Below are 24,296 nucleotides of genomic sequence, written 5' to 3' on the forward strand. Positions count from 1 at the left end.
GCTACCTGACCGATGTTACTCACACGCGCTTCAAGTGAGTATTTGTTCGCTTTTCGCCTCCTGGACGCTCAGCGGCATCAGGCTAAGCAGCGCTTGTACGGCGTCTTAACCTCGATCTGCGGCGCGTCGGCAACGACACCTCACGTCATACCGTCCCCGCGCAGAGTCGCGAAGGTCTTTCACCTACCTTGCAAGGCGGTCGGGCGTGGAGGTCTGTTCCGCTGGCTGAAGATGCAAGTCGCTTCGGTCGCTGCAGAGCTTGCCCTGGAATGGATGTCAGCTGGCGAGTTCCGCGCGACGTGCAGCAATCGCGCGCGCAAAGGCGGCAGCGGCATCTGCGAACTGCACGGAGGGGTCAGCGAGCCGGCGGACCTCCAATAAGCGTGGCGCGGTGCCCACGTAGGGGTTGCCTTCCATGATGGCGAGCCAGCCAGCTAAGCCCTGGGCACGAAGAGCTTCCTCAGCGCTGCGCACCTCCTCCTCAGATGGATCGGACGCGCGACCCAGAGTGACATACCTGCCATCGGTGCCAAGCACGATCCATCGGCGCTCCTTCGAGTTCCCTTCTCGCGTTCGCATCAGCGGATCCAGTCCTAACAGTCACCCAAGATTGCCACGCCCGCGCGCCTGTCTGCCAGGTCACCGTCTCGAATTGCACGCAAATTGCTGATCGGCCCAGGCGAGTGGGATCGGCTCCGAAAGCCACCGCGATGCCGACAAGTATTGCTCCCGCCCATCCAGGACCCCCTCTACCCCATCCGGCGCCAACAGGGTTAAGCGCAGCAGGCGCGCGACATAGGCCCGATCCACGCCCTCGATGGCGGCCAGGTCGCGAATGGAGGCGTAACGCCCGTCTTCCAGCATCCGCCGCCAGCGAAACGCCCGCGCCAGCGCCTTCACCAGGGCTGGGTCGCCGTTGGTGGTTTCCACGCCTGGCCTATCCGGGCCAGCCTGCACCGGCGCTCCGTCCGGCCCGATGATCCGCTTCCGCCCGCCGCGGCGCCGGATGGTCATCGGCACCACCACCGTCACGCTGCTCATGCTGCGATCGCCTCCCGCGGCTTCGCCGCCATGTCCCGCGCCAGCCCGGCGAGCCCCTCCAGGTTCAGCCGAATCTCTGCGCCCTCCTCGCTGACCGTCACACGCTCGACGAGCAGCCGCACGATCCGCTCCTGCTCGCCGGGGAACAGTTCGTCCCAGAGGGGATCGAGCCGCCCGAGCGCGTCGCGCACCTCCGCCTCGGTCAGGTCCGGCGCCTCCTCCCGCGCCGCGCGCCACGTGCCGACCATCACCTCCGGCTGACGCAGCAGCGCGCGGACCTGGGCCAGCACCAGCCCCTCGATCTCCCCGGCTGGCAGGCGCCGGAGCGGCGCGTCGTCCGCCCCGCCCTGCAGCACGGCCTGGCTGACGTAGTAGCGGTAGAGCCGCCCCTTCTTGCGCGTGTGGGTGGGCGACATCGCCCGCCCATCCGGCCCAAACAGCAGGCCACGCAGCAGCGCCGGCGCGGTGGCGCGGTTCTTCGCCGCGCGGGCGCGCGGGCTCTCGACCATGATCGCGTGCACGCGGTCCCAAAGCTCCCGCGAGATGATGGCGGTATGCTCGCCGGGATAGGATGTCCCCTTGTGCACCGCCTCGCCGAGAAAGGTGCGGTTCACCAGCAGCTTGTAGACCGCCCCCTTGTCGAAGGGCCGGCCGGTCTTGGTGACAAGGCCCTCGGCACGGAGGACGGGCAGCAGCCGGGTGGCGGAGCCGATTTCGGCAAAGCCCTCGAACACGCGGCGCACCGTCGCGGCGCCGGCCTCGTCCACCACCAGCTTGCGGTTCTCGACCCGGTAGCCGAGCGGCACCGGCCCGCCCATCCACATGCCCCGCGCGCGCGAGGCGGCGATCTTGTCGCGAACGCGCTCGCCGATGATCTCCCTCTCATATTGCGCGAAGCTCAGCAGGATGTTCAGCGTGAGCCGGCCCATGCTGGTGGTGGTATTAAAGCTCTGAGTGACAGCAACAAACGTGACCTCGTTGTCGTCGAAGGTCTGCACCAGCTTGGCGAAGTCCATCAGCGAGCGGGACAGGCGATCAATCTTATAACAGACGATGACGTCGATCAGGCCGGCCTCAATATCGGCCAGCAATCTCTTCAATGCGGGGCGATCGAGCGTGCCGCCCGACACACCGCCATCATCGTAGCGATCGTGCACCAGCACCCAGCCCTCGGAGCGCTGCGACGTGATGAAGGCCTCGCACGCGGCGCGCTGGGCGTCGAGCGAGTTGAACTCCTTCTCCAGCCCCTCGTCAGTGGACTTCCGCGTGTAGACGGCGCAACGAAGCTTGCGGATCTTCGCCGGCATGGCGGTGTCGCGGCGGGTCATGCGCCGGGCTTCCGCAGGCCGAAGAACACCCAGCCGTTCCAGCGCGTGCCGGTGATGGCGCGGGCGATGGCGGAGAGCGACTGGTAGGGGCGGCCCTGGAATTCGTAACCGTCGCGGGTGACGGTGACGACATGCTCGACGCCCTGGTACTCGCGGATCAACCGCGTGCCGGCGATCGGCCGCTGCTCGTGGCGGATGCGGCGCAGGGTGATATTCCTGCCGTCGAACTGCTCGCCCAACGCCTCGAGCCGCGCCAGCGTCTCAGGCTTCAGGCCGCCATAGGCGAGTTCCTGGATGCGGTATGCGAGGCGGCTCTCCAGGAAGCGCCGGTTGTAGGGCGGCGGCTCGGTGCCGAAGAGGCTGCGCCATTCGGCCTTCAACTCGCCGATCGGCATTCCGGGCAGCGCGGCGAGGCGCGCCGGCACGTCCGGCTTCGGGATGGCGGTTACTGTCGTCGTCGAGGTGCTGTTTGGCTTCGCGCGGGTCATGCGTCTCCCTTTCTCCTGGGGTTCGCACGAAGGCGCTGGCCGGGGACGGAGTGTAGGCGAACCACGCTCTCGCCCCCGGCCGCGCGGACGTCTTCCTCGGCAGCGCGGCTCCTCAGCCGCAGCAGGCCGCGGGCAAGGAGGTCGCAGACCTCGCGGAGATGGGGCGGGAGGTGGGCGTTGATGGGACGGTCGTCACGCTGCATGGCGTGACAATACGAATCGTTGAGCGCCGCGGGGAGTGCTGATTTGTAGCGCTACGCCACGCTCTGGCCAGCCGCCTCAGGCGACCGAGACATCCGGCGGTAGGATCACCACCCGCGCCCCGATCGGGACGCGCTGGTAGAGATCGATGATGTCCTGGTTGATCAGCCGGACGCAGCCCGCCGAGGCCATAGTGCCGATGGTCCAGGGCTCCACCGTGCCGTGCAGGCGGTAATAGGTGTCGACGCCGTCCTGGTAGAGGTAGAGCGCCCGCGCCCCGAGCGGATTACGGCCGCCGCCCGGCACGCCGTCACGGAACGGGCCGTAGCGCTGCGGATCGCGCCGGACCATGTCGGGCGTCGGGCGCCAGTTCGGCCAGGCGGCCTTGCGCTCGACAAAGGCTTCGCCCGTGAGATTGAAGGCCTCGTCGCGGCCAACGGCGATGCCGTAGCGGATGGCGCGGCGGCCCTCGAGGGCCAGGTAGGCGTAGCGGGCGGCCGTATCGACGACGATGGTCCCCGGCTCGTCATCGCGCGGATAGGCGACCTCACGACGGAGGAACCGCGGATCGATGCGCCGGAGGTTCACCGCCGGGATCCAAAAGCGGTCCGTGGTGATCGCCCCATAGATCCGGCGGTAGTCCGGCTCAGCCGCCGGCAGGGCCGCAGGTGGCGGCTCCGGCGCGACAGGCGGGGCGGCCTCCGCCTGCGGCGGTGACGGACGCGGCAACGGCCGCGGTGCCTCGGACGACGCACACGCCGCCAGCAGTCCAGGCAGGCTGGCGACAAGGCTCCGTCGGCTAACCCGCATCGATCGTCCGAAATCCCCTGGGCAGCAGCGCGACTGCTTGTGCCAAGTCAACGATAGCGACGGCGTCGATGTCCACAGGCTCGGCCACCTACGCGCCGACCTGCCGTCCGAGCCAGATCACCCGCCCGATGACGTGAACGTCGTCAGCGGTCAGGCCGCGCTGCGGCTGATAGGCGGGGTTGTCCGACAGCACGCTGAGCCGCGGCGGCCGCCCCAGTTCCACCTGCACCCGCTTCACCTGCAGCCCGTTGCCGGTGCGGATGACGTAGATCCCGTCCTTGTCCCCCGGCTGGTTCTGCCGGAAGTCGACCAGCACCGTGTCGCCGGTGCGCAGGGTCGGCTCCATCGAATCACCGTCGACGCTGATCACCGCCAACTGGTCGAGCGGCGCGGTGGTGACCGTGCGGACCCACTCCTCCCGGAAGGCGATGCGATAGACGACCGCCTCGCGGTCGATCTCGTGGCCAGGGCCAGCAGAGGCGCGGGCGTCGTAGACCGGCAGCAGCGCCCAGTTGTCGCCGCCCATGCTGATCACCTCGGCCGCGGCCGGGCCGGTGTAGGAGGTCGGCGGCCGCGGCGGCGTAGCCTTGCGCCGCACCCGCTGACCGAGCACCGCCGCGGCCTCTTCCGGGGTGTTGATGGCGATGCCCGCGTCGCCGGCCTCCTTGCCGAACAGCAGCATCTGCCAGGTGATACCGAGAGGCACGGCGAGCTCACGCGCCGCGCGCGCGGTGAGCGGCCGACGCCCGCTCTCGTAGGCGCGATAGGTCGCCTCCGGGACGCCGGCCAGGCGGGCCAATTCGGCCCCTGAATCAATGCCCTTGGCTTCGCGAAAGCGGCGGAGGCGGTCTGCGGTGGATTCCATGGCGCTGCAATATGTAGCGCTTTCTTCGCGATTGTGTAGCAGGTTTCTGCATATACAAACAGTCTTGTTTGCGTGCCGCGACGGAGCGTATCTGTCCCGCATGCCCGCCAGCTCATCCCCCCGCCCGCGACCAGCCGCGCCAACGCGGCGGGCGTCGCTGCCCTCTTCGCCGTCGCCGCCACGCAGCTTCGCCGAGGTGATCAGTCTCTGGCCCAGCGCCAGCGACCTCGCCGCCGTGCTCGACGTCGAGGCGGTCACTGTCCGCGCCTGGCGCCGCCGCGGGATCCCCGCCCGCTACTGGGCCGCGGTCGCCGAGGCGGCGCGTTTCAGCGGCCGTCCCATCGATGAACGCCTGCTCGCCGAGCTGGGCGCGCTCCGGAGGTACCGCCATGCATGATCTCGACACCGCCCCGCCGGCATCCCCCGCGCTGCCCGATCAGGTGCTGCCGCTCGGCTCGGCGGAGCTGATGGCTTGGGTGGTGAACGCCACGCCCGGTGATCGCGCCATTTACTGGCGGGGCCATGTCGCGCGGGACATGTGGCACGGCTGGGCCGGCGGCATGCGCCGTCGCGACTGTAACGCCCTGGGAGAGACGGCGCGGCTCGCCTTCCGGTTGGCCGAGAGGGGCTTCCTTCGCCTCGTCCAGCATCGCATCGGTCCGCACGACTATGCCTATGTCGCCATCGCGCTCGGCATGTCGCCCCCGCGGCCCGCGGCGCAGGTGGTCGCGTGATGGGCAAGGCCTCCCGCGACAAGGGCCTGCGCCGCGAGCGGGCCATCGTCGATGTCCACCGCAAATCCGGCATCCACGCCGAACGCGTGCCGCTGTCCGGGGCGCTCGGCTACCGCGGCAATGACGCGGACGTCGATCTCTATGTGCGCGGCGCCGATCCGGTGAAAGCCGAGGTCAAAGCACGTGGCGACGGTGCCGGCTTCAAGACCCTGCTGCGCTGGCTCGGCAGCAAGGACGCGCTGGTGCTGATCCAGGACCGCACGATGCCGTTGGTCGTCGTCCGGTTCGACGTCTGGCTCGAGATTGCCCGGCGCAGCGCGCTGCTGCGGGATCCCGATGGCGATCGTGACCGCGATGAACGTCGCCACTCCGCCGAGCAGGGCCCGCTGCCGCCGACCGACGCCATCGCGCGGGAGGCCGCATGACACACCGCGCCCTCCGTCTGCGTCGCCTGCAGCGTGTGCGCGATCTCGCGCGCACCGCCGCCGGTGGCGCCGCCCCCGCCGGCGGCTTCCTCGCCCTCTGCTGGGCCGTCGGCCTCGCCTCGATCCCCTGACGTATCCCCCGCCTTCCGGAGACCCCTCGATGAGCAACCGAACCACCCTGACCGATCTGCGCAGCATGGATGCCGGCCAGGCGTCCCGTCTGCCACCCGCCCATCTCGCCCTCCTCCTGGAGGACGCCGCGGCGCTGCGCGCCGATGCGAAGCACGTCTCCGACCTTCTCGCCGACGCCCTGCATCGCCGCTACGGCCCCGTAGCGGCCGAGCGCCGTCAGACCGAGGGCAAGGACACCGGGCGCGTCCGCTTCCTCGACGCCGGCTTCGAGATCTCGGCCGACCTGCCCAAGCGCGTGGAGTGGGACCAGCCGCGCCTCGCCGCCGCGATCGAGACCCTCCGCAGCTGGGGTGAGGATCCGGCGGACTACGTCGCCACTGAGATCAAGGTCCCCGAGAGCCGCTTCACCGCCTGGCCGCCGAAGCTGCAGGCGCTGTTCCAGCCCGCGCGCACCGTCGGTACCGGCCGCCCCTCCTACAGCCTCGAACAGGTGGAGTGCTGAGCATGACCCACGAATTGCGCATCCGCGTCGCGATCCCGCTGGAGGGCGACGCCATCGCCCGCGCGAAGGAGGTCGCCGCCTTCGAGGAGACGCTCGACGGCTTCGCCGAGGCGGTCGCCCGTGCTGGCGGGGACATCAGCGTCGACGTCATCAAGGCCAAGCCCCGCACGCCGAAGCAGGAGACGCATTGATGGCAATCTCCCTCGCATCCCTCCGTCGCAGCGGCGCCGCGCGGCCGCCGCGCCTTCTCGTCTATGGCGTCGCCGGCATCGGCAAGACCCAGCTCGCCGCCAGCGCCCCGGCGCCGGTCTTCCTGCAGACGGAGGACGGGCTCGGCACCATCGCGGCCGACACCTTCGGCCTGCTGCGCAGCTTTGAGTCCGCGATGGAGGCGATCACCAGCCTCTACACCGAACCCCATAACTTCCAGACCGTGGTGCTCGACAGCCTCGATTGGCTGGAACCGCTGATCTGGCAGCACACCGCCGAGGCCAATGGCTGGAAGGACATCGAGCAGCCCGGCTACGGCAAGGGCTATGTCGCCGCGCTCGACGCCTGGCGCGCCTTCCTCGACGGCATCAATGGGCTGCGCGACGACCGCGGCATGGCGGTGATCCTCATCGCCCATGCCGACATCCGGCGCTTCGACAGCCCGGAGACAGAGCCTTACGACCGCTACCAGCCGAAGCTCCATGCCCGGGCCGCCGCCCTGGTGCAGGAGCAGGTCGATGCCGTGCTCTTCGCGAACTACCGCATCACCACGCTGAAGTCGGACGCCGGCTTCGGAAAGAAGGTCGTCCGCGGCGTCACCGGGGGCGATCGCTTGCTGCACACCGTCGAGCGACCGGCCTTCCTCGCCAAGAACCGCTTCGCCCTGCCGGAGAGCCTCGCGCTCGACTGGCCGACGCTCGCCGCTGGCATCCCCTTCTACGCCATCCCCCCGACCACCGTCCCCGCAACCACCGCCCCGACCGACAGGAGCTGAGCTATGGCCTCCCTCAACGGCACCTTCGACGCCAGCGGCGTCGCCCCCGCCCAGCCGATGGACCCGCTGCCGGCCGGGAAGTACTGCGCGCACATCATCGAGAGCGAGCTGCTGCCGACGCGCTCGGGCGACGGCCAGTACCTCAAGCTGGTGCTCGAGGTGCTCGACGGCCCCTATGCCCGGCGCAAGCTGTGGGACCAGCTGAACCTGGTGAACGCGAGCACCCGGACCATGGAGATCGCGCAGCGCACGCTGTCGGCGATCTGCCATGCGGTGGGACAGATGCAGGTCGCCGACAGCGAGCAGCTGCACTTCAAGCCGATGCTGGTCAGCGTGAAGTACGAGCCGGCCGGCACCGACAAGAACGGCGTCTTCCATCAGGCCCGCAACAAGATCACCGGCTATGCCGCGGAGCGCGCCACGCCTGGGATCGCCACAGCACCGGCGCCGCGCGGCCCGGCGCCGGCTCCGGCCACCGCCACGGCAGCACCGCCGCCCCGGCCGGCCACTGCCACGCCGCCCTGGCGCCGCAGCGCCTGACGCAGGGTTGCCATGGCCGTGCTGCCGCCTCCGCCCGCCGCGACTGTCGCCGCCATCTACGCCGCCTATGAGGCGGCGGGCGATGCTGGCTGGCGGGCCCATCTCGGCGCCTCGCAGATCGGTACCGGCTGCGAGCGCGCGCTCTGGTACGGCTTTCGCTGGGCGACGCGGGCGCGGCACACCGGCCGGCTGCTACGGCTATTCGAGACCGGGAACCTCGCCGAGGCGCGCTTCGTCGCTGACCTACGGCGTATCGGCGTCACCGTGCTCGACATCGATCCGGCGACGGGTCGGCAGTGGACGCTGCGCGACCCCACCGGCCACTTCGGCGGCAGCATGGACGCGGTGGCGCTCGGCCTGCTCGAGGCCCCGAAGACCTGGCATGTCGTCGAGTTCAAGACGCACAGCGCCAAGTCGTTCGCCAAGCTGACCGCGGAGGGAGTGGAGAAAGCCAAGCCACTGCACTGGGCGCAGATGCAGGCCTACATGCAGCTCGCCGGGCTGGAACGGGCCTTCTACCTCGCGGTGAACAAGGACACCGACGAGCTCTACCAGGAACGCATCCGGCATGATGCCGAGGCCGGGCTGCGGCTTCTCGCGAAGGCGCAGCGCGTCATCGGCGCTGGCCGCCCACCGGCGCGGATCAGCGAGGATCCCGCCTGGTGGGAGTGCCGCTTCTGCGACCATCACGCTGTCTGCCACGAGGGCGCCGCTCCCGAACGCCACTGCCGCTCCTGCCTGCACGTCTCGCCTGTCGCGGAGGGCGGCTGGCACTGCACGCGCCATAGCACGCCGCTGGCGCGGCGCGAGCAGGAGGCCGGCTGCGCCGCACATCTCTACATCCCTGACCTGGTGCCGGGCGAGCAGGTCGACGCCGGGGAGGATTGGGTCAGCTACCGCCTGCCGGATGGCAGCAGCTGGCGGGACGGGGTGTCGGCATGAGCCTCTCGCTTCGCCCCTATCAGCGCGCCGCGATCGACGCGCTGTACGACTACTTCGGCGGCGCCACCGGCAATCCGCTCGTGGTCATGCCCACCGGCACGGGGAAGTCGGTCGTCATCGGCGGCTTCATCCGCGAGGCAATCGCCGCCTACGCCGACACCCGCGTGCTCGTCCTCACCCATGTGAAGGAGCTGATCCAGCAGAACTTCATGGCGCTACTGCGCGCCTGGCCCGAGGCGCCGGCAGGCATCTACTCCGCCGGCCTGTCGCGACGGGACATCCGCGCGCAGGTGCTGTTCGCCGGGATCCAGTCCATCCACCGCCATGCCCGCCAGGTGCAGCGCTGCGACCTGGTGCTGATCGACGAGGCGCATCTGCTCGGGCGCAGCGACAGCGGCATGTATCGCTCCTTCCTCGCGCAGCTGAACGAGATCAATGGCGGGCTGCTCAAGGTGGTGGGCTTCACGGCCACCCCGTACCGCCTCGACAGCGGGCTGCTGCACGAGGGCAAGGATCGGCTTTTCACCGACATCGCCTTCGAGGTGCCGGTGCTGGAGATGATCCAGCAGGGCTATCTCTGCCCCGTGGTGCCGAAGCACACCGAGACGCAGCTCGACGTCGGCGGAGTCGGCACCCGTGGCGGGGAGTTCATCGCCAAGGACCTCGAGGCCGCGGTGGACCGCGATGAGGTCACCCGGGCGGCGGTACAGGAGATCGTCCAGCATGGGGCGGGCCGCGGCTCCTGGCTGGTCTTCTGCTCCGGCGTCGCCCACGCGCGGCACGTCCGCGACGCCATCCGCGAGCTCGGCATCTCGTGCGAGACGGTGACGGGGGACACCCCGGCGCCCGAGCGCGATGGGATCTTGGCCGCCTTCAAGGCGGGGCGGCTGCGCTGCGTCACCAATGCCAATGTCCTGACCACCGGCTTCGATGCGCCGGGGACCGACCTCATTGCCCTGCTGCGGCCCACCAAGAGCGTCGGCCTCTATGTGCAGATGGTCGGCCGCGGCACACGCCTCGCCGAAGGCAAGGACGATTGCCTGGTGCTCGACTTCGCCGGCAACACGGCGCGGCACGGCCCTATCGACAAGGTGGATGGCCGCAGGAAGGAACCGGCCGGTGATGGCGAGGCGCCGATCAAGGTCTGCCCCGAGTGCCAGACCATCAATCACGCCAGCGTGCGGCACTGCATCGAGTGCGACTACGAGTTCCCGCCGCCGGAGGTGAAGGTCGCGGCGCAGGCGGCGTCGAATGCCCTTCTGTCCATCCAGGAGCAGGCCGCGTGGTGCGAGGTGACGGGCATCCGCTACGCCCGTCACGAGAAGCCCGGCAAGCCCGCCTCGCTCCGCGTGATCTACGAGTGCGGCCTCACCTCGCACAGCGAATGGGTCTGCTTCGAGCACACCGGCTTCCCGCGCGACAAGGCGTGCACATGGTGGCGTCGTCGCGCACCGCATCTGCCACCGCCAGACACGGTGGAGCAGGCAATGGCCGCGACCAGCGCACTGCGTCAGCCGATCGCCATCCAGGTCCGTCCGGTCGGCCAATACACCGAGATCGTCAATGCGAGGTTCGTGCGATGAGCTCTCTTGTGATGCCTCCGCCCTGGAGGAGGCCCGCTGCGCCAGCCGTTCAGCCGCCGCCGGAGACGCTGGAGGAGAAGGCAGCGCGGAGGCGGGCGCGACAGGCGGAGCTAGCGCGCGTGCGGCGAGCCGCTGACCCGGAGAAAGCGCGCGCTGCGCATAAGGCATGGCGCGAGGCGAACCCCGAGAAGGTGCGAGCATCCCAGCAGCGCAACCGAGAAAGGAATGCCGAGAAACGTCGGGCCGCCGCGAAGGCGTGGCGCGAGGCCAACCCAGAGAAGGTCATCGCAGCGATGGTGGCTCGCATCGAAGCTGACCCGCAAGCCGAACGAGAAAGGCGGCGAGGGTGGAAACGCGATAAGGCAGCTCGCGCCGAGGCGCAGCGCCGCCGACGCGCGCGCAAGAAGGCCGAACAGCAGCAGGCGGGTGAATGAAATGCCGAACCTGCGCCCGTCCTGCCTGGCACTGGCTGTGGTGGCATCCGGCACGCTCGCTCCGGATGCATTGGACCGCGCCTTCCTGCTCGCCGACCTGCCTGGCCCTCTGGCCGGAGTTCCGCATGGTTGATCCGAACGATCAGGAAATGGCGGCGATGCGCCATGCTGGCGTGATCGCCGGCGAGTACATCGAGGCGGTCGGCCGCAGCGACATGGCGACCTGGTCCGAGGAAGACTGGCGCGGCTTCATCGAGGCGATCTGCGGCGCCTATGTCGACTGCCTGGTCGAGCAGCAGATCGCCATCACCACCGCATTGCACAAGGTTCAGGGAGTTCCCGGATGAGCGACCAGCATTGCAGCAGCTGCCGTTGGTGGGTGCCTCACTACGTCTATGGGAGCGTCGGCGAATGCCGCCGGCATGCGCCACGACCGGCAGTGAAGGGCAGCGTCAATGCCGAGGACGAGGATGCCTGGCAGGCCATCTGGCCGGACACCAGCAGCGATGATTGGTGCGGCGAGCACGAGCCGACTGACACACCCCGAGGCCTGAAGACGGAATGACGGACGCCTCCTTCATGGCGGAGGACGGGGCGCGCCTGGCCGACAACGGCTATGCCGTCATCCCCATCATGCCCGGCGCGAAGGTGCCGGGGCGCTTCAGCGGCGGGGCATGGACGCCCTATCCGGACTGGACGCGGCACTGCGACCGCGCGACGAAGCCCTTCGAGCTGGACATCTGGCGGCGCTGGCCGGGCTGCGGCGTCGGCGTCGCCTGCGGGGAGGTGGTTGGGCTCGACATCGATGTTACCGATGCGGCGCTCGCGATCCAGCTCGCGGACATAGCGACGGAGATGCTCGGCGAGACGCCCTGCCTCCGCATCGGCCAGGCCCCGAAGCGGCTGCTGGTCTATCGCACCGAGACGCCATTCGCCGGCCGGAAGCGCCATCCGCTCGAGGTCCTGGCCCGCGGCCAGCAATTCGTCGCCCACGCGATCCATCCCGGAACCGGGCAGCCCTACACCTGGCCGCAGGACAGTCTGCTCGACGTGCCGCTGGCGTCGCTGCCCGCGGTCGCGGAAGACGAGGTCATGGCCTGGCTTGACCAGGCCTATGCGCTGATCCCGGCGGAGATGAAGCCGCGCACGCTGATGGCCGACAGTGCGCCGGCGGGCGCGTGGAAGGGCCCGTCCGATCCGCGCGGCACCTGCGCCGCCGTGCAGGCGGCCCTCCAGTTCATCCCGAACGAGGATGTCGACGGCGCGTCCTGGATCACCATGGGGGCGGCGATCAAGGCTGCACTGGGCGAGGAGGGCCGGCAGCTCTGGCTCGACTGGTCGCGGCAGTCCTCGAAGTCGGGCGCGTCGGGTCGCGGCGACACGCCGGAACGTCGCTGGAAGACCCTGCGCCCGCACAGCATCGGCGCCGGCAGCATCTACGCCATGGCGATCGAGCGCGGCTGGGTGCCGCCGCCGGAGATCACTCTGAACGCCGCGGCAGCGGAGCGCGCGACGCAGCCCCATCCCGCCACGGCCCTGCTGTCGAAGGCGGCGAACGCGGCGCCAACGCCAGCGCCGCCGACCTACCGTGTGCCGCCCGATCTCCTCGAGGTCGACGGGGCGCTGAAGCTTTTCGTCGACTACGCCACCAGCACCGCTGTCAGCCCGCAGCCTTTCCTCGCGTTGGGCGCCGGCCTGTGCCTGCTCGGCGCCGTCGCCGGTCGGCGGTATCGGACACCAACCGATCTGCGCAGCAACCTCTACGCCATCGGCATCGCCGACAGCGGCGGCGGCAAGGACCATGCGCGCCGCTGCGCGAAGCGCGCGCTCTACGCCGCAGGGCTCGATCGCTACCTCGGCGGTGAGGATCTCGCCTCCTCCGCCGGTCTGCTCGCATCGCTGCAGATGCATCCTAGCCGCTTGTTCCAGGTCGACGAGTTCGGCCAGTTCTTGCGGCTGGTGCTGGCGCCGCGCGCGCCCTTCCACAAGGCGGCAATCTGGACCGAGCTGACCAAGCTCTACACCTCGGCCTCCGAGGCCTATATCGGCGCCGAATACGCGGACCAGAAGGCGAAGCCCCGGGTCACCCTGCATCAGCCCTGCGCCTGCCTCTGGGGCGTCACCGTGCCGGGCCCGTTCTGGAAGGCCATCGAGGGAGGGGCCCTCAGCGATGGCTCGCTGGCGCGCTTCCTGATCTTCCTCACCGAGGACGACTATCCCGCGCCGATCGAGCATCCCGCGGATGCCGAACCGACCGCAGCGCTCGTCACGATGCTGCAGGCCATCGCCGGCGGCGTGCCGAGCCATGATCACGGCGGCAACCTGGCGGAGGCCATGCAGGCATCCTCGCCGGTGCGGCCCTACGTGGTGCCTCTGACGCCCGATGCCCAGGCCGCGATGAGTGCGGTTCGCCACCATGCCACCGAGCGCCTGCGGTCCCACAAGGGATCCTTCGCGACGGCCCTATTCGGGCGCTACGCCGAGAACACCGCGAAGCTCGCCATGCTCGCCGCGATCAGTCGCGATCCGGCCCAGCCGACCACGGAGGTTCGGGACGTGACGTGGGCCGCGCGCCTCGTGGAGCACTCGATCGGCACGCTCCTGCGCGAAGCCGAGCGCCGCGTCTCGGACAACGACACCGAAGCCAAACACAAGCGGCTTCTGGAGATCGTGCGTGATGGCGGGCGTCAGTCGCGCAGCGACATCACCCGCCGATCGCAGTTCCTGTCGCGCCGCGAACGCGAAGAGATCCTCGCCTCGCTGATCGAGGCGGGCCTCGTCATCGCGGAACAGGAGCCCGGCGCAACCAAGCCGACCACCTTCTACAGCGCGGTCAGTCCGGCCTGGCCCGCGCGCGCCACGGAGGCCACACCATGAAGAATCCCGCTCGCACGAGATATCCCGCATGCCCAAGCCCAGGCGGGCGGCCGGGTTGGGAGGTATCTTCAATAGTTCAATCTTTCTCGCGCACGCGTGGATACACACGCGCGCCCACGGCCAGGGGCAGAGGTATACCCATTGAAGTATTATTATTATTATTGAATTTTCTCCCCTCTCCCATGGGGCTGCCCGCGTGCATGCGCGCGACCGCGCGGGTGGTGCGGCCGTGAGGCTGCCTGGCGCTCCGCGACCGCCGCGGTCGTCCCTCGACCTTGGCCGTAGCCCGCCGACGGACCGCGACCTCGACGGCATGCGCGCCGCTGCCTGGCATCAGCACGGCGTCGCCGCCCTCGCCATCCACGACATCACCGACCCCTGGCTGCGCCAGGCGGTCATCAACGAGGCCACCCGCCGCTGGGGGTCGCGCAGGACAGGAGATCGCCATGGTCGCTAAGCGCAAGCGCCGGAAGACCCCAAACAACACCGCGGAGGACATCAGCCGCCCGAGCCGCTGGCGCCTGCAGCATGGCGGCTTCACCGAAGGCGTCCGCGAGGCGGATCCCGAAACCGGCGGACCGGTCGTCCACCGCTACGCCATCGACACCCTCGGCGTGATGCTGAACAACGACACGATCACCCGCGATATGCACGATGCGGGGGCGATCTTTCGTCGTCAGTTCCGTGCCGCTGCGCTCGACACGCTGCGCGCCATGCCGCTGATCCGCGTTCATGGCGGTCGCAGCGTCGACACCACGACCGAGCAGCAATTCCAGGCGCGGGAGAAGGTGGCGGCGGCGATCGCAGCCCTCGGTGGTCCGGCCAGTCCGGCTGGCGCCTGCGTCTGGCACGTGGTCGGCCTCGAGAGCTCGATCACCGAATGGGCTCGGCGCTCTGGATGGGGCGGGCGGCCGATCGGGCATGCGCAGGGGCAGGGCGTGCTCGTCTCGGCGCTCGGTGTGCTCGCGGCGCACTATAGGCTCGCGCAGAAGGCAGTGGCGTAGGCGTGCTTCCCGGACGACGATTGGAGAGCGGAGAAGAGCGGAAAGCGGTGGTGGAGAGACCGCGAGCCGCGACTTTCGGCTCGACAGAGGCTCGAAATCGGCGGCGGTTTGTGGTTTGTTCCAATCTCCGCTTTCGGCGGGACGAGGGCACGTGATGGCGTTCACCGCAGAGGCTTTCGGCCGCAAGCTTGCCTCGCTGCGCGCCGACTTCGGCCAGGACCTGAACAGCATTTCTGTATCGTCCGGCATCCCGGCCGAGCGCCTGAGCGCGCTCGAGCTCGGCCAGGGGGAGCCTACCGGGGACGAGGTGCTCATCCTCGCTGACCACTTTCGGAAGGACTTCCGCTTTCTCCTAGCGGACGACGCCCGCGACCCCGACGAAGGCGTCGAGGTCCTCTTCCGCGAGCGAGGGGACGAGCTCTCCCCGGCCGATCGGATAGCTATCGCGGAGTTTGCCTTGCTCTGCAGGAGCGAGGCGATGCTGGAGCGCGAGCTCGGAGTGGAACGTCCCGCGGGCACTTTCGCATTCCGCGCGCGTGGTAGCTACTTCAAGGCCCAGGGCGCCGAGTGCGCAGCAGCGCTCAGACGCTATCTGGATCTCTCCGACAAGGAGGTTGTCCGCGACGTTTTCGCGACTATCCGCGATCTCGGAATGAGGGTGTTCCGCCGGCGGCTAGAGAACTCGAACATCTCCGGCCTGTATATGAACCACCCCGAGGCGGGCCACTGCATCTTGGTTAACCTCGCCGAGGGCATGGCACGCCAGCGGTTCAGCGCCGCCCATGAGCTAGGCCATGGCCTGCTCGATGAGAAGCCCATTACCATGTCAATGGTCGGGGAGTGGACCAGCGCTGAACTCGTGGAGGTCCGCGCCAACACCTTCGCATCCCATTTCCTGATGCCGCCCGCCCTACTGGCGACCGTGGCAAAGGCGCGGTGGGCTGACCCCGCCGAGGTGGCGTCGTGGGCGCAGCGCCTCCGCGTCAGCGTGCCCGCGCTACTATCTGCGCTCCACGCTGCCCGTCTGATCGACGGCGATCAGCGGGCATCCTTGCGACAGGCGGCGCGCCGGCCGCCGGAGCCACCTGACCCGGAGCTCGAGGGCAGCCTCACCGAGGCGCAGGCGGCACGGAAGGCGCTTCTTCTCGATCGCGGGCTGAGCAAGCGGTACGTCGATCTTTGCTTCGACGCCTACAACCGGGACATCATCTCGCTCGGGCTGCTTGCCGAAATGCTGCTCGCTACTCCCGGGGAGACGATCGAGATCGCCGCCCTGTTCGGGAGGCCTCTCGGGAGTGACTGAGCCGACTGGGATCACGGTGGACGTCCGCGACTTCGCGCCGGTCAGCGCCATCGACACATGCTCCATCTGGAACCTGCTCTCCTCGCCCTACCTGCTGAGGGCCGCGCTGAGGAAAGGACGCTGGTTCGTCGCCGCCGGCTACGTCCGGTACGAGGCACTGGAAAAGCCCCGAACAAGGCCGACTTCCCCGGAGCTCACAATGCAGGACGAGTTCCGTCGTCGCCTAGCCGAGCGGCAGGGCTTCTCCGAGGAGCCGATGACGCTGGAGGATCTCCAGGCCGTGGCCGCCAGGCCCGAAGTGCGGAAGCTCGGCCGTGGCGAGATCGCCGCGCTCGCGCTCGCGCGCAAGCTGCGGTCTGCCGTGCTGACCGATGACCGAGGCGCGCGGCGGGCCGCCCCGAGGGTCGGCGTCGAGCCAGCGCAGACAACGCCGCACCTTCTCGGCTGGCTTCTCTACGAGGGGGAGCTCACGGATGGGGACGTGTCGGTGATCATCGCGGAGCACGAGGCCCGCATCGAGGCGACCCGGGGCCGGCTCACAGTCTACTTGAGGCGCATCCATGTGGAGGCGTACCGTTGCCGCTTGCTGCGCGACGGAGCGGTGATCCAAGGCACATCCACCGGGTACGAGGGCAGGACGAAGTGAGTCGCTCGACAGGGCAGGAGATTTCCCTGCGTATGGGCGCTCCTATCTCCGACCCAGACAACCGCGGACCGTCGTCGAAGATCCGAAGACTGGCGAGAGCAGACGTTGAACCCAAGACGCCAGATTTCCCGAACCTACCTGGGCAAATCGCGTAGCCGCTACACCTTCGCACTCCCCAGCGGAATCTGGATTGGGTAGCGTCTCGATAGTCGCTGAAGATGCGACCGCGGCGCGGGCTCCTGAGCCACAGCGTCGCTCAATCGAGACAGTGGCTCGCGAGCCGCAGGGTCCTTCCTGGGCCCGGCGTATGCGGGGGGCGGAAGCGCGCGACTTCGCTAGCGACAGGTGAGAATTCAGGTTGCCAGGTTGCCAGGTTGCCACGCGAGCATCCGGGCGGAACGGCAGCGATGGAGGCCACTCCCTCCGCCAAACCGAGGTGAAGATCCATGCCGGAGCGCGTGACCTCGGCCCGGGAAGTCGCCCGACGCCTCGGCGTGTCGCACACGGCCATCCAGAAGGCAGCGCAGATTGGACGCATCACGCGGGAGCCGGATGGCACCTGGGACCTCGCGCGCGTCGCGCGCGATCTCGCTGCATCCGCTCGGCCGGATCGCTCGCCCCTGGCGCCGCCGCTGGAGAGCTCAGCCCTCGGCCGGCTGACGCTCGCCCGTCTTGCCCTGCTGGTCGAGGCGCAGCGTCTTGCTCTGGATCGCGACAAGGGGAGGCTGATGGAGGTGAACGCTGCCAATGCACGCATCGACGATATCGTCGGCGCGATGCGCGACGCGTTGTTGAACTGGCCCGCCCGCGTGTCTGGACAGATCGCCGCGCAGATCGGCCGCGATCCGCATCTCGTCCAGACCCTGCTGCAGGAGCAGATCGGCGTGCTGCTCGCCAGCATGGCGGAGCGCCTTGATCCTCAGCCCGATGATGGGCTGCGCGACGGTCATGACGTGATCCGGCCGCCGTCATCATCGCCATAGAATGATGCTGCATCTCGCTTGGCTCGCGCGCGGCACAGCGCGAATGGTCCGTCACACGCGGGGGATGCCCTGCACCACACGACGGAGACCAGCATGACCGACCGCGAAGCCCGCGCCGCCTGCAATCAGCAGAAGAGCCTCGAAGCCTTCCTCCAGCAGAAGGCCCGCTTCGACGCGATGCTCGCCGAACTGCAGCAGATGAGCGCGGACCACTTCAGCGCGGATCCCGAGGAGGTCCTCTGGGGCAAGGCCGCCACCCTCGAACACTGGAACAGCCGGCTCGCGAGCGTGACGGATTGCTACTTCAAGCGCGGCGAATTCGCCGAGTAGCGCGCGGCACAGCCGGCCGCGGCCCCGACCGGCAGCGCCGGCGGGGCTCCCGGCAGTAGGGGCCGATGGTCGGCACCCGACACCGGAGACCACCACGATGACGAAGCTTTCCGACACGCAGCGCGTGATCCTGAGCGCTGCCGCGCAGCACGAGATGGGGCTGGCCCGCGCGTCCAAGACCCTGCCGGCCGCCGCGCGCAACGCGGTGTTCCGCAGCCTGATCAAGAACAACCTGCTCACCGAGATCAACGCCCCGCGGGAGCATGTCGGGCTCGGCTGGCGGCAGGATGAAGACGGTACCTGGATCGTGGCGCGCATCACTGACGACGGGCTGCGCGCCATCGGCATCGACCCGAGCGAGGGCGACGCGGTGGCCGACACGGCGCCCACGGGCGCGGAGGAGGCGGCGGCGCTCGGTGAGGACGCCCCGCCGCCCAAGACCGCGCAGGGCGGGCCCACGCCTGCCCCGCGCGCCAGCCTGCGCGACGCCGCCATTGCGGTACTGGCCGCTTGGGACGACGAGGCCAGCCGCGAGACCGACATCATCGCCGCCCTCGACATACCGATGGGCCTCCTACGCGCCGCCCTGGCAGGCAAGCCGCCGCGCACGCCGCGCGAGCCGGGCGCACCGCGCAAGCCGCGCGAGGGCACGAAGCAGGAGCAGGTGCTCGCACTGCTCCGTCGCGAGGAGGGTGCGACCATCGCGCAGATCTGTGAGGCGACGGGCTGGCAGCAGCACACTGTCCGCGGGTTCTTCGCGGGCCTCAAAAAACGCCAGGGCATCGAGGTGCAGGTGCTGGAGCGCATCCGCCAGGTCGGCCCCAATAAGGACGGCGCACGCGGGAGCTATACGATCTACAAGGTAGCGGGCTGACCTGCGCGCGATTGGATCAGGGCTCGCCTCGGAGGCGGCGCGAGCCCTGATGATGCGCGACCACGATTCCACCCTCCTCGTTCGCCCGCGCGCAGATCGACGCTCCCTGCGGGTGACGCCAGCGATGGGGAGGGGGGATCGAATCTCTGGCACCTTGGGGGAGCCATCCGCGGGAGGGGACACGCAGGGATTTTTCCCTCCCTAAAAAGGCGGAGTTCACGCATGCAGCGAGCCTGGCCGGCCGATGCGCTCGAGCGGCGCCCGGTGGCGTCGCTGCTGCCCTACGCCCGCAATGCGCGCACCCACAGTGAGGCGCAGGTGGCGCAGATCGCCGCCGCCATCCGCGAATGGGGCTGGACCGTCCCGGTGCTGGTGGATGAGGCCGGGCAGTTGATCGCCGGCCACGGCCGCGTGCTCGCCGCCAAGTCCCTCGGCCTGCTCGACGTGCCGACCATGGTGGCGCGCGGCTGGTCCGAGGCTGACAAGCGCGCCTACGCGCTGGCCGACAACAAGCTGACGCTGAACGCCGGCTGGGATGCCGACTTGCTCAAGGGGGAGCTGTTCGAGCTGCGCTCGGAGGGCTTCGACCTGGGCCTGACCGGCTTCGGCGCGGACGAGGTGGCGGGACTACTCGGCGACCTCGCCGACGTCGCGGCCGCGGGCACGGGGGAGTCCGGGGAGGCATCCGGCGGCGGCGCCGGCATCGGTGTCGGCGGTGACACCGAGAGGGGCGAGGATCCTGCCGACGCTGAGCCGGTGCCGCCGCACCAGGCGGTCGCCCGCCCGGGCGACCTCTGGTTGCTGGGCGAGCATCGCCTGCTCTGCGGCGACAGCACCGACGCCGCCGGCGCCGCCCGCGGCCTGGCGCTGCGTCACGACCACGGCAGCAACTTCATGGCCGAGCACTTCCAGCAGCAGGTCAGGTTCTGGGGCATCTCGCCGAGCTACGCCTTCGTGGCCGAACCCGAGACGACGGATGAGTTTGAACAGTCCCTTTCTGCGGTCCGTGCTAATTTTTTCCTGCGCATGGGTGACCGCGTGGCGAAGAGCGGGGCGTGGCGGCGAAAGCCCCGCCGCGCAGCCTATGGTCGCTCCTCCTTTGCGGCATCCATGCGCGTCCGTCGGGGTCCCGTCGGCTGCCATCCGCTTGTGAGACGCTCATAGGCCGCCTCGCCTTCGGCCGCCTGGCGTCGCTCGGCCTCGCGCGTCGCAGCCTGGTTGTAGGCATGGGCGGTGCCGCGCTGGCCGCGGCGGGGCTGGTGTCCCGCCCGGAGTTGCAGGTCGCGCAGCTTCTTCGCGTGCAGCGCCGGCCTGGCCCAGGTGTAGTCCTTGCTATCGCGCAGCATGTGCCAGACAACGATCGCGATCTTCCTGGCCGTCGCGACCGCGGCAACGTGCTGGCCGCGGCGCGCAGAGATCCGCAGGAAGAAAGCCCGCAGCGGCCCTGGAGAGCGCGCCGCGGCCCAGGCCGCTTCCACCAGCATGCCACGGGCCTGGCCGCGCCCCTGCTTGGTGATCCGCCCGTGCCGCACCGGCCCATCGCCCGACTGATGGACGCTCGGGTTCAGGCCGAGGTAGGCGACCAGACGTTGGGGGGCGGCGAAGCGGCTGACATCGCCGATCGCCGCGGCGAGACCGACCGCGACCACCATGTCGATACCCGGCACCGTCATCAGCCGCTTTACGGCCGCGTCCTCGAGCGCGCGCCGGGCGATGTCGCGTTCGACGCCGCTCAGTTCCTCGCCAAGACGATCGAGTTCCCGGACGTGCCGCTCGACGGCAATCCGCTCGTCATCCGGCAGCGACTGCGCCGCCAGCCAGCCGCGCCCTGCCTTGCCGAAGAGGTCGCCATGTGGACAGGGCGGGACGAGGTGGGCGTGCAGGATGGACTGCACGATGTTCTTCAGTCGGGTCCGCTGCCGGACCAGTTGGGTTCGCCGGGTCACCTGTCGGCGCATCGCCTCGGTGCGCGCGTCAGGCACCCAGGCCTCGGGAAGGAAGCCGCTGGCGTACAGCTTGGCCAGCACGGTTGCGTCGATCTTGTCGGTCTTGATCTTGGCGTCCGCGATCAAGCGGACCTGCTTCGGGTTGGCGATCACGACCCGGCCGACATGCGCGGAGAGCACCTCGACGACGGCGGCGGCGTTGCCCGTCGCCTCGACCACGACGTGATCGTCGTGGGTTAGCGTCGAGCGGGCGAACGCCTCCAGCCGGTCGCGTCGCATGTCGACCCGCCCCATCCGGGTGACCACCCCGTCCAGCAGCGCCACCACCTCGGCGAAGACGCGATGGATGTCCATTCCGATGACGCGCATGGCGCCACCTCCTCCTGGCTCGTGGTGAGAAGACGGGAGCTGACGGGCGACACGACAACTAGGGATCCGCGCTCGCAGCGCATCCGGGCAGGTCGCAGGGGCGGGCAGATAACGAGCTCGAGCTCTCGGCTCATGTCTTTTCGGACGGCCTGCCCGCACTTGCGTGCTCCCGGTGCCCCGTGTCCCGGATGGTCTCACCATAGCCCGATCCAGGTCAGGACCGGCAGGACATCGCAGCACCGCCACCTACATGCCGGATAACGGCATCTGCGAGCGGCTGTTCCGGACCTTGCAGGAGCAGATCGTCCATGGCCGCGTCTTCCAGACGATCGACGAGGTCCGCAATGCCGTGCGCGAGTTCGTGGCCCGCTACAACGCCGAGTGGCTGATCGAGAAGAACGGTTTCCGCAGCCCGCTCGACGCCCGCGCCGCACGCCTCGACGCCAACCTCAGGCGCGCCGCATAGTGCTCCCGCGTGTCCAGGGAACCGGGTCCGGTACACTCACTGCTCGATGGCTCGATCGGTCGGCCATCTGGGAAATGTCGGGTCGAGAGCCTCGCTGCCGGGATGCGCCCGGCCGGTAGCACGACCCTGGCATCAATGGCCGGGACGCGTCGTAATCGACATCACACATCCGGCGTCCGCCATCACCTGGAACCTCGTCCAAATCGCATCAAAAAGCGCCTGTGCTTTGCTCCGACGGCGACCACCGACCAGGCAGACGCGACGCGGGCGACAACCGGTCGCCATCACCGTTGCGTATGCAGCCGGATCGCCGATAGGCTCACCGCCCCATGATTGGATCGGCCGGCCATCTGGGAAATGTCGGATCGATAGAATGATCGCCGGGGCATAAGGAGGGAGCAGAACATGACCTCGATGGTGATCCACGACCGCCGGCTCACGGGCGCGACGCCGGCCTATTACAGCTTCGTCATGCAGGTGAACGCCAAGACCGGCATACGCCACATTACCGACACCGTGGCCCGTCGCGCGCGGGAGAAGCGCAAGCTGGCCCGGCTGCACATCCTCTGCCACGGCTTCGAGGCGAACTGGGACCTCGGCGGGCAGTCCTCGATGCCCCAGGCGCATGGTGGCTTCGGGTTGCAGCTCGGGAACGAAGGCCTCAACCTGTTCAACTACGGGCTCGCCGGAAGCTGGAAGGGCCTCGTCGACCTCATCGTCCTGTTCGCCTGCGCGCCCGCGGACACGGCCTCGGGCAATGCAGGCACCTGGGGCGACGGCAAGCGCTTCTGCGGCTACCTGGCGCTGACGACCGGTGCGCGCGTGATCGCGGCACGAGACACGCAATACTACAACGCGAGCACCAACGCGCCGCTGAACTTCGGCAACTGGGAAGGGCCTGTCTACGAGTTCACCGACGCGAACCCGGATGGCACGACCATCCTGAACCCGAACATCTACAAGGTGCACCGGACGGCCGCGGACGCGGCCTGATCCCGCGCGGGCGTCGGCGCCCCGCATCGCGGGCACGAACAGCCCGTCATTATGGCGGAATATCGCGTCAGGAGGCCGAGAAGGGTTTTCTCGGCCTTCCCTGGGCGCGCGAGCGGCCGGGATTATTCGGGTAGGGGCCATGGTGGTAGCCCAATAAAAACCTGTCCGTCGTCGAATGCTTTGAGACGGCGGAGGCGTTTTCCGAAGGGAGGCTCTGGCCCATCTGGTGGTGAGGTTAGGCGGCGTGCTGCTGGTGGATCAAGCGCCGCTGCTGGATGGTCTGTCGCTTGATGCGTTCTCGGTCGAGCAGAATGGTCTGGCCGCGGTCGAAGTAGAAATCGGCCGGGGTTAGGTTGCGCAGGCTCTCGTGGTAGCGCTGGTGATTGTAGTGGGTGACGAAGGCCTCGACCTGCGCCTCGAGGTCGCCGGGCAAGTAGTAGTTCTCCAGCAGGATGCGGTTCTTCAGGGTCTGGTGCCAGCGCTCGATCTTGCCCTAGGTCTGCGGGTGGCAGGGCGCGCCGCGGACATGGTCCATGGCGTTGTCAGACAGCCACTTGGCCAGGTCTCCTGCGATGTAGCAGGGCCCGTTGTCGGACAGCAGGTGCGGGCGCTGGTGAACCCGCACCTGGCTGCAGCCTGACGCGGTGAGCTCCATCTCCAGTGTGTCGGTCACGTCGCTGGCGGCCATGCTGGTGCAGAGCTTCCAGGCGATGATGCATCGCGAGAAATCGTCGAGCACGGTGGAGAGGTAGAACCAGCCCCAGCCGATGACCTTGAGGTAGGTGAAGTCGGTCTGCCAGAGCTGGTTGGATGCGGTGGTCTTGGTGTGGAATGAGACCTGTGCGCGGAAGCCTTGCGGCGCGGTGTTGTGCTGTGCGGGATGTGGTTCGCCGTCGCGCGGCGCTGGCGGCAGGCGTGTTCCTCCTTCGCCGCTCACGCGGGTTGGAGATTGAGGCTTCGCTTGAGGTTGTAGGCGGTTGCGGTGAAGTGGACCTGGGCGGTGGCTCGGGCGAGGCCGCGCCATCGCATCCGCCTCAAGCCGTAGCAGCGTTTCCAGGTGCCGAAGATCTTCTCGATCCGCGCGCGCACCCGGTGGATCGGCGCGTTCCAGGCCGCGAGCCGAGCCAGGGTCTCGGCCTCGTCACGACCCTACATCGCCGTGGCTGCCACACGCGGCACGCCGCCCCTGGCGCGCACGGCGGCCTCGAAGTGCTGCCCGCGATAGGCGCTGTCGGCGAACACATCGCCCGGGTCGTCGGGCAGTGCAGCCGGCCCCTCGCGCCCGTCATGCACGTTCGCCGGCGTGACCGGCACCTGCTCGACCAGCGCGGTGTCGGCATCCGCCCCGACATGCGCCTTGAAGCCGTGCACCGCGCCGCGGTTGCGATGCTTCACCCAACGCGCCTCGCCATCGCCCTTGCTGGCAGAGGTGATGATCGTCGCGTCCACGAGCGTGCCGGTCTTGACCGTGATCGCACGCGCCTTGAGCTGCACG

The 24,296-nt window shown here is 69.1% G+C and carries 33 protein-coding genes and 1 pseudogene; 23 read left to right on the forward strand and 11 right to left on the reverse strand.

Going from position 1 to position 24,296, the window contains the following annotated elements; translation table 11 throughout:
* Positions 1–276: 276 nt before the first annotated feature.
* The 6 genes from E8M80_RS10635 to E8M80_RS10660 form a co-directional block, all read right to left on the reverse strand.
* On the reverse strand, positions 277–537 hold the full coding sequence (locus E8M80_RS10635; protein WP_137125655.1) for a hypothetical protein: 261 nt from the start codon (positions 535–537) through the stop codon (positions 277–279).
* 102 nt (positions 538–639) lie between these two features.
* Entirely contained in the window at positions 640–1,041 is a 402-nt protein-coding gene (locus tag E8M80_RS10640) for a hypothetical protein (protein ID WP_137125656.1), read from the reverse strand.
* Positions 1,038–2,369 (reverse strand): recombinase family protein, encoded by a 1,332-nt coding sequence (locus E8M80_RS10645; RefSeq protein WP_137125657.1) that lies wholly within the window; start codon positions 2,367–2,369, stop codon positions 1,038–1,040. The genes E8M80_RS10640 and E8M80_RS10645 overlap by 4 nt, the downstream gene beginning before the upstream one ends.
* Positions 2,366–2,857 carry a DUF2924 domain-containing protein gene (locus tag E8M80_RS10650; protein WP_137125658.1) on the reverse strand — a complete coding sequence of 164 codons (492 nt, stop codon included), beginning with the start codon at positions 2,855–2,857 and terminating at the stop codon, positions 2,366–2,368. The genes E8M80_RS10645 and E8M80_RS10650 overlap by 4 nt, the downstream gene beginning before the upstream one ends.
* Positions 2,858–3,136: 279 nt before the next feature.
* On the reverse strand, positions 3,137–3,787 hold the full coding sequence (locus tag E8M80_RS10655; protein WP_206035608.1) for a L,D-transpeptidase: 651 nt from the start codon (positions 3,785–3,787) through the stop codon (positions 3,137–3,139).
* Between the two features lie 169 nt (positions 3,788–3,956).
* On the reverse strand, positions 3,957–4,733 hold the full coding sequence (locus E8M80_RS10660) for an XRE family transcriptional regulator (protein WP_170979327.1): 777 nt from the start codon (positions 4,731–4,733) through the stop codon (positions 3,957–3,959).
* 196 nt (positions 4,734–4,929) lie between these two features.
* Here E8M80_RS10660 and E8M80_RS10665 point away from each other — a divergent pair, with 196 nt between their 5' ends.
* From E8M80_RS10665 to E8M80_RS10705, 10 genes are read left to right on the forward strand one after another with little or no spacing between them, the layout of a single operon-like run.
* Positions 4,930–5,130 carry a hypothetical protein gene (locus tag E8M80_RS10665; protein ID WP_137125661.1) on the forward strand — a complete coding sequence of 67 codons (201 nt, stop codon included), beginning with the start codon at positions 4,930–4,932 and terminating at the stop codon, positions 5,128–5,130.
* A complete protein-coding gene (locus tag E8M80_RS10670) occupies positions 5,123–5,467 on the forward strand; it encodes a hypothetical protein (RefSeq protein ID WP_137125662.1) in 345 nt (114 codons plus the stop codon). Before E8M80_RS10665 ends, E8M80_RS10670 begins: the two co-directional genes overlap by 8 nt.
* Positions 5,467–5,892, forward strand: coding sequence for a hypothetical protein (locus tag E8M80_RS10675; RefSeq protein ID WP_137125663.1), 426 nt, complete (start codon positions 5,467–5,469; stop codon positions 5,890–5,892). The genes E8M80_RS10670 and E8M80_RS10675 overlap by 1 nt, the downstream gene beginning before the upstream one ends.
* Positions 5,889–6,023 (forward strand): hypothetical protein, encoded by a 135-nt coding sequence (locus E8M80_RS26840; protein WP_255467518.1) that lies wholly within the window; start codon positions 5,889–5,891, stop codon positions 6,021–6,023. Before E8M80_RS10675 ends, E8M80_RS26840 begins: the two co-directional genes overlap by 4 nt.
* A gap of 29 nt (positions 6,024–6,052) precedes the next feature.
* Positions 6,053–6,526: a hypothetical protein gene (locus tag E8M80_RS10680; protein WP_137125664.1), complete on the forward strand. Its 474-nt coding sequence runs from the start codon at positions 6,053–6,055 to the stop codon at positions 6,524–6,526.
* Positions 6,527–6,528: 2 nt separating this feature from the next.
* Positions 6,529–6,717: a hypothetical protein gene (locus E8M80_RS10685; RefSeq protein ID WP_137125665.1), complete on the forward strand. Its 189-nt coding sequence runs from the start codon at positions 6,529–6,531 to the stop codon at positions 6,715–6,717.
* Entirely contained in the window at positions 6,717–7,511 is a 795-nt protein-coding gene (locus E8M80_RS10690; RefSeq protein ID WP_137125666.1) for an ATP-binding protein, read from the forward strand. The genes E8M80_RS10685 and E8M80_RS10690 overlap by 1 nt, the downstream gene beginning before the upstream one ends.
* A 3-nt stretch (positions 7,512–7,514) precedes the next feature.
* Complete coding sequence (locus E8M80_RS10695) at positions 7,515–8,051, forward strand: DUF669 domain-containing protein (protein ID WP_137125667.1); 537 nt, start codon at positions 7,515–7,517, stop codon at positions 8,049–8,051.
* A gap of 12 nt (positions 8,052–8,063) precedes the next feature.
* Positions 8,064–8,993 (forward strand): PD-(D/E)XK nuclease family protein, encoded by a 930-nt coding sequence (locus E8M80_RS10700; RefSeq protein WP_137125668.1) that lies wholly within the window; start codon positions 8,064–8,066, stop codon positions 8,991–8,993.
* Positions 8,990–10,576 (forward strand): DEAD/DEAH box helicase, encoded by a 1,587-nt coding sequence (locus E8M80_RS10705; protein ID WP_137125669.1) that lies wholly within the window; start codon positions 8,990–8,992, stop codon positions 10,574–10,576. Before E8M80_RS10700 ends, E8M80_RS10705 begins: the two co-directional genes overlap by 4 nt.
* A 110-nt stretch (positions 10,577–10,686) precedes the next feature.
* On the opposite strand, the gene E8M80_RS10710 is transcribed toward E8M80_RS10705, so the two are convergent.
* Positions 10,687–11,064 carry a hypothetical protein gene (locus tag E8M80_RS10710; protein ID WP_137125670.1) on the reverse strand — a complete coding sequence of 126 codons (378 nt, stop codon included), beginning with the start codon at positions 11,062–11,064 and terminating at the stop codon, positions 10,687–10,689.
* 71 nt (positions 11,065–11,135) lie between these two features.
* On the opposite strand from E8M80_RS10710, the gene E8M80_RS10715 reads away from it, so the two are divergent.
* The 11 genes from E8M80_RS10715 to E8M80_RS10765 all read left to right on the forward strand — a co-directional run bounded on the left by E8M80_RS10715 (position 11,136) and on the right by E8M80_RS10765 (position 20,191).
* On the forward strand, positions 11,136–11,357 hold the full coding sequence (locus E8M80_RS10715) for a DUF6511 domain-containing protein (RefSeq protein WP_137125671.1): 222 nt from the start codon (positions 11,136–11,138) through the stop codon (positions 11,355–11,357).
* Entirely contained in the window at positions 11,354–11,575 is a 222-nt protein-coding gene (locus E8M80_RS10720; protein WP_137125672.1) for a hypothetical protein, read from the forward strand. Before E8M80_RS10715 ends, E8M80_RS10720 begins: the two co-directional genes overlap by 4 nt.
* On the forward strand, positions 11,572–13,887 hold the full coding sequence (locus E8M80_RS10725; protein WP_137125673.1) for a bifunctional DNA primase/polymerase: 2,316 nt from the start codon (positions 11,572–11,574) through the stop codon (positions 13,885–13,887). Before E8M80_RS10720 ends, E8M80_RS10725 begins: the two co-directional genes overlap by 4 nt.
* A 313-nt stretch (positions 13,888–14,200) precedes the next feature.
* A complete protein-coding gene (locus E8M80_RS26580) occupies positions 14,201–14,344 on the forward strand; it encodes a hypothetical protein (protein WP_240789980.1) in 144 nt (47 codons plus the stop codon).
* Entirely contained in the window at positions 14,334–14,891 is a 558-nt protein-coding gene (locus tag E8M80_RS10735; RefSeq protein ID WP_137125675.1) for a DUF6456 domain-containing protein, read from the forward strand. Before E8M80_RS26580 ends, E8M80_RS10735 begins: the two co-directional genes overlap by 11 nt.
* A 154-nt stretch (positions 14,892–15,045) precedes the next feature.
* Complete coding sequence (locus E8M80_RS10740) at positions 15,046–16,194, forward strand: ImmA/IrrE family metallo-endopeptidase (protein ID WP_170979328.1); 1,149 nt, start codon at positions 15,046–15,048, stop codon at positions 16,192–16,194.
* Complete coding sequence (locus tag E8M80_RS10745; protein WP_137125677.1) at positions 16,187–16,840, forward strand: type II toxin-antitoxin system VapC family toxin; 654 nt, start codon at positions 16,187–16,189, stop codon at positions 16,838–16,840. The genes E8M80_RS10740 and E8M80_RS10745 overlap by 8 nt, the downstream gene beginning before the upstream one ends.
* Positions 16,841–17,286: 446 nt before the next feature.
* Positions 17,287–17,823, forward strand: coding sequence for a hypothetical protein (locus tag E8M80_RS10750; protein ID WP_206035609.1), 537 nt, complete (start codon positions 17,287–17,289; stop codon positions 17,821–17,823).
* A 93-nt stretch (positions 17,824–17,916) separates the two neighbouring features.
* Positions 17,917–18,153: a hypothetical protein gene (locus E8M80_RS10755; RefSeq protein ID WP_137125678.1), complete on the forward strand. Its 237-nt coding sequence runs from the start codon at positions 17,917–17,919 to the stop codon at positions 18,151–18,153.
* Between the two features lie 97 nt (positions 18,154–18,250).
* Positions 18,251–19,027: a DUF3489 domain-containing protein gene (locus E8M80_RS26275; protein ID WP_206035610.1), complete on the forward strand. Its 777-nt coding sequence runs from the start codon at positions 18,251–18,253 to the stop codon at positions 19,025–19,027.
* Between the two features lie 222 nt (positions 19,028–19,249).
* Positions 19,250–20,191: a ParB/Srx family N-terminal domain-containing protein gene (locus E8M80_RS10765; RefSeq protein ID WP_137125679.1), complete on the forward strand. Its 942-nt coding sequence runs from the start codon at positions 19,250–19,252 to the stop codon at positions 20,189–20,191.
* On the opposite strand, the gene E8M80_RS10770 is transcribed toward E8M80_RS10765, so the two are convergent.
* The gene (locus tag E8M80_RS10770) at positions 20,110–21,327 is read right to left on the reverse strand and encodes an IS110 family transposase (RefSeq protein WP_137125703.1); all 1,218 of its coding nucleotides are present in this window, start codon (positions 21,325–21,327) and stop codon (positions 20,110–20,112) included. The two genes, E8M80_RS10765 and E8M80_RS10770, sit on opposite strands and share 82 nt — an antisense overlap.
* A 265-nt stretch (positions 21,328–21,592) precedes the next feature.
* Here E8M80_RS10770 and E8M80_RS10775 point away from each other — a divergent pair, with 265 nt between their 5' ends.
* Both E8M80_RS10775 and E8M80_RS10780 read left to right on the forward strand, forming a co-directional pair.
* Positions 21,593–21,808 carry an integrase core domain-containing protein gene (locus E8M80_RS10775; RefSeq protein ID WP_206035612.1) on the forward strand — a complete coding sequence of 72 codons (216 nt, stop codon included), beginning with the start codon at positions 21,593–21,595 and terminating at the stop codon, positions 21,806–21,808.
* Positions 21,809–22,213: 405 nt separating this feature from the next.
* Positions 22,214–22,801: a hypothetical protein gene (locus tag E8M80_RS10780; RefSeq protein ID WP_137125680.1), complete on the forward strand. Its 588-nt coding sequence runs from the start codon at positions 22,214–22,216 to the stop codon at positions 22,799–22,801.
* Between the two features lie 235 nt (positions 22,802–23,036).
* Here E8M80_RS10780 and E8M80_RS10785 read toward each other — a convergent pair.
* The 3 genes and pseudogenes from E8M80_RS10785 to E8M80_RS26590 form a co-directional block, all read right to left on the reverse strand.
* A pseudogene (locus E8M80_RS10785) lies at positions 23,037–23,633 on the reverse strand (transposase); the annotation flags it as partial.
* Positions 23,634–23,734: 101 nt separating this feature from the next.
* A complete protein-coding gene (locus E8M80_RS26585; protein ID WP_137125705.1) occupies positions 23,735–23,929 on the reverse strand; it encodes a transposase in 195 nt (64 codons plus the stop codon).
* Positions 23,930–23,950: 21 nt separating this feature from the next.
* A partial coding sequence (locus tag E8M80_RS26590; protein ID WP_240789981.1) for a transposase occupies positions 23,951–24,296 on the reverse strand: 346 nt, incomplete at its 5' end.

Source organism: Roseomonas sp. HF4 (genome assembly GCF_005222755.1).
Taxonomy (GTDB): Bacteria; Pseudomonadota; Alphaproteobacteria; order Acetobacterales; family Acetobacteraceae; genus Neoroseomonas.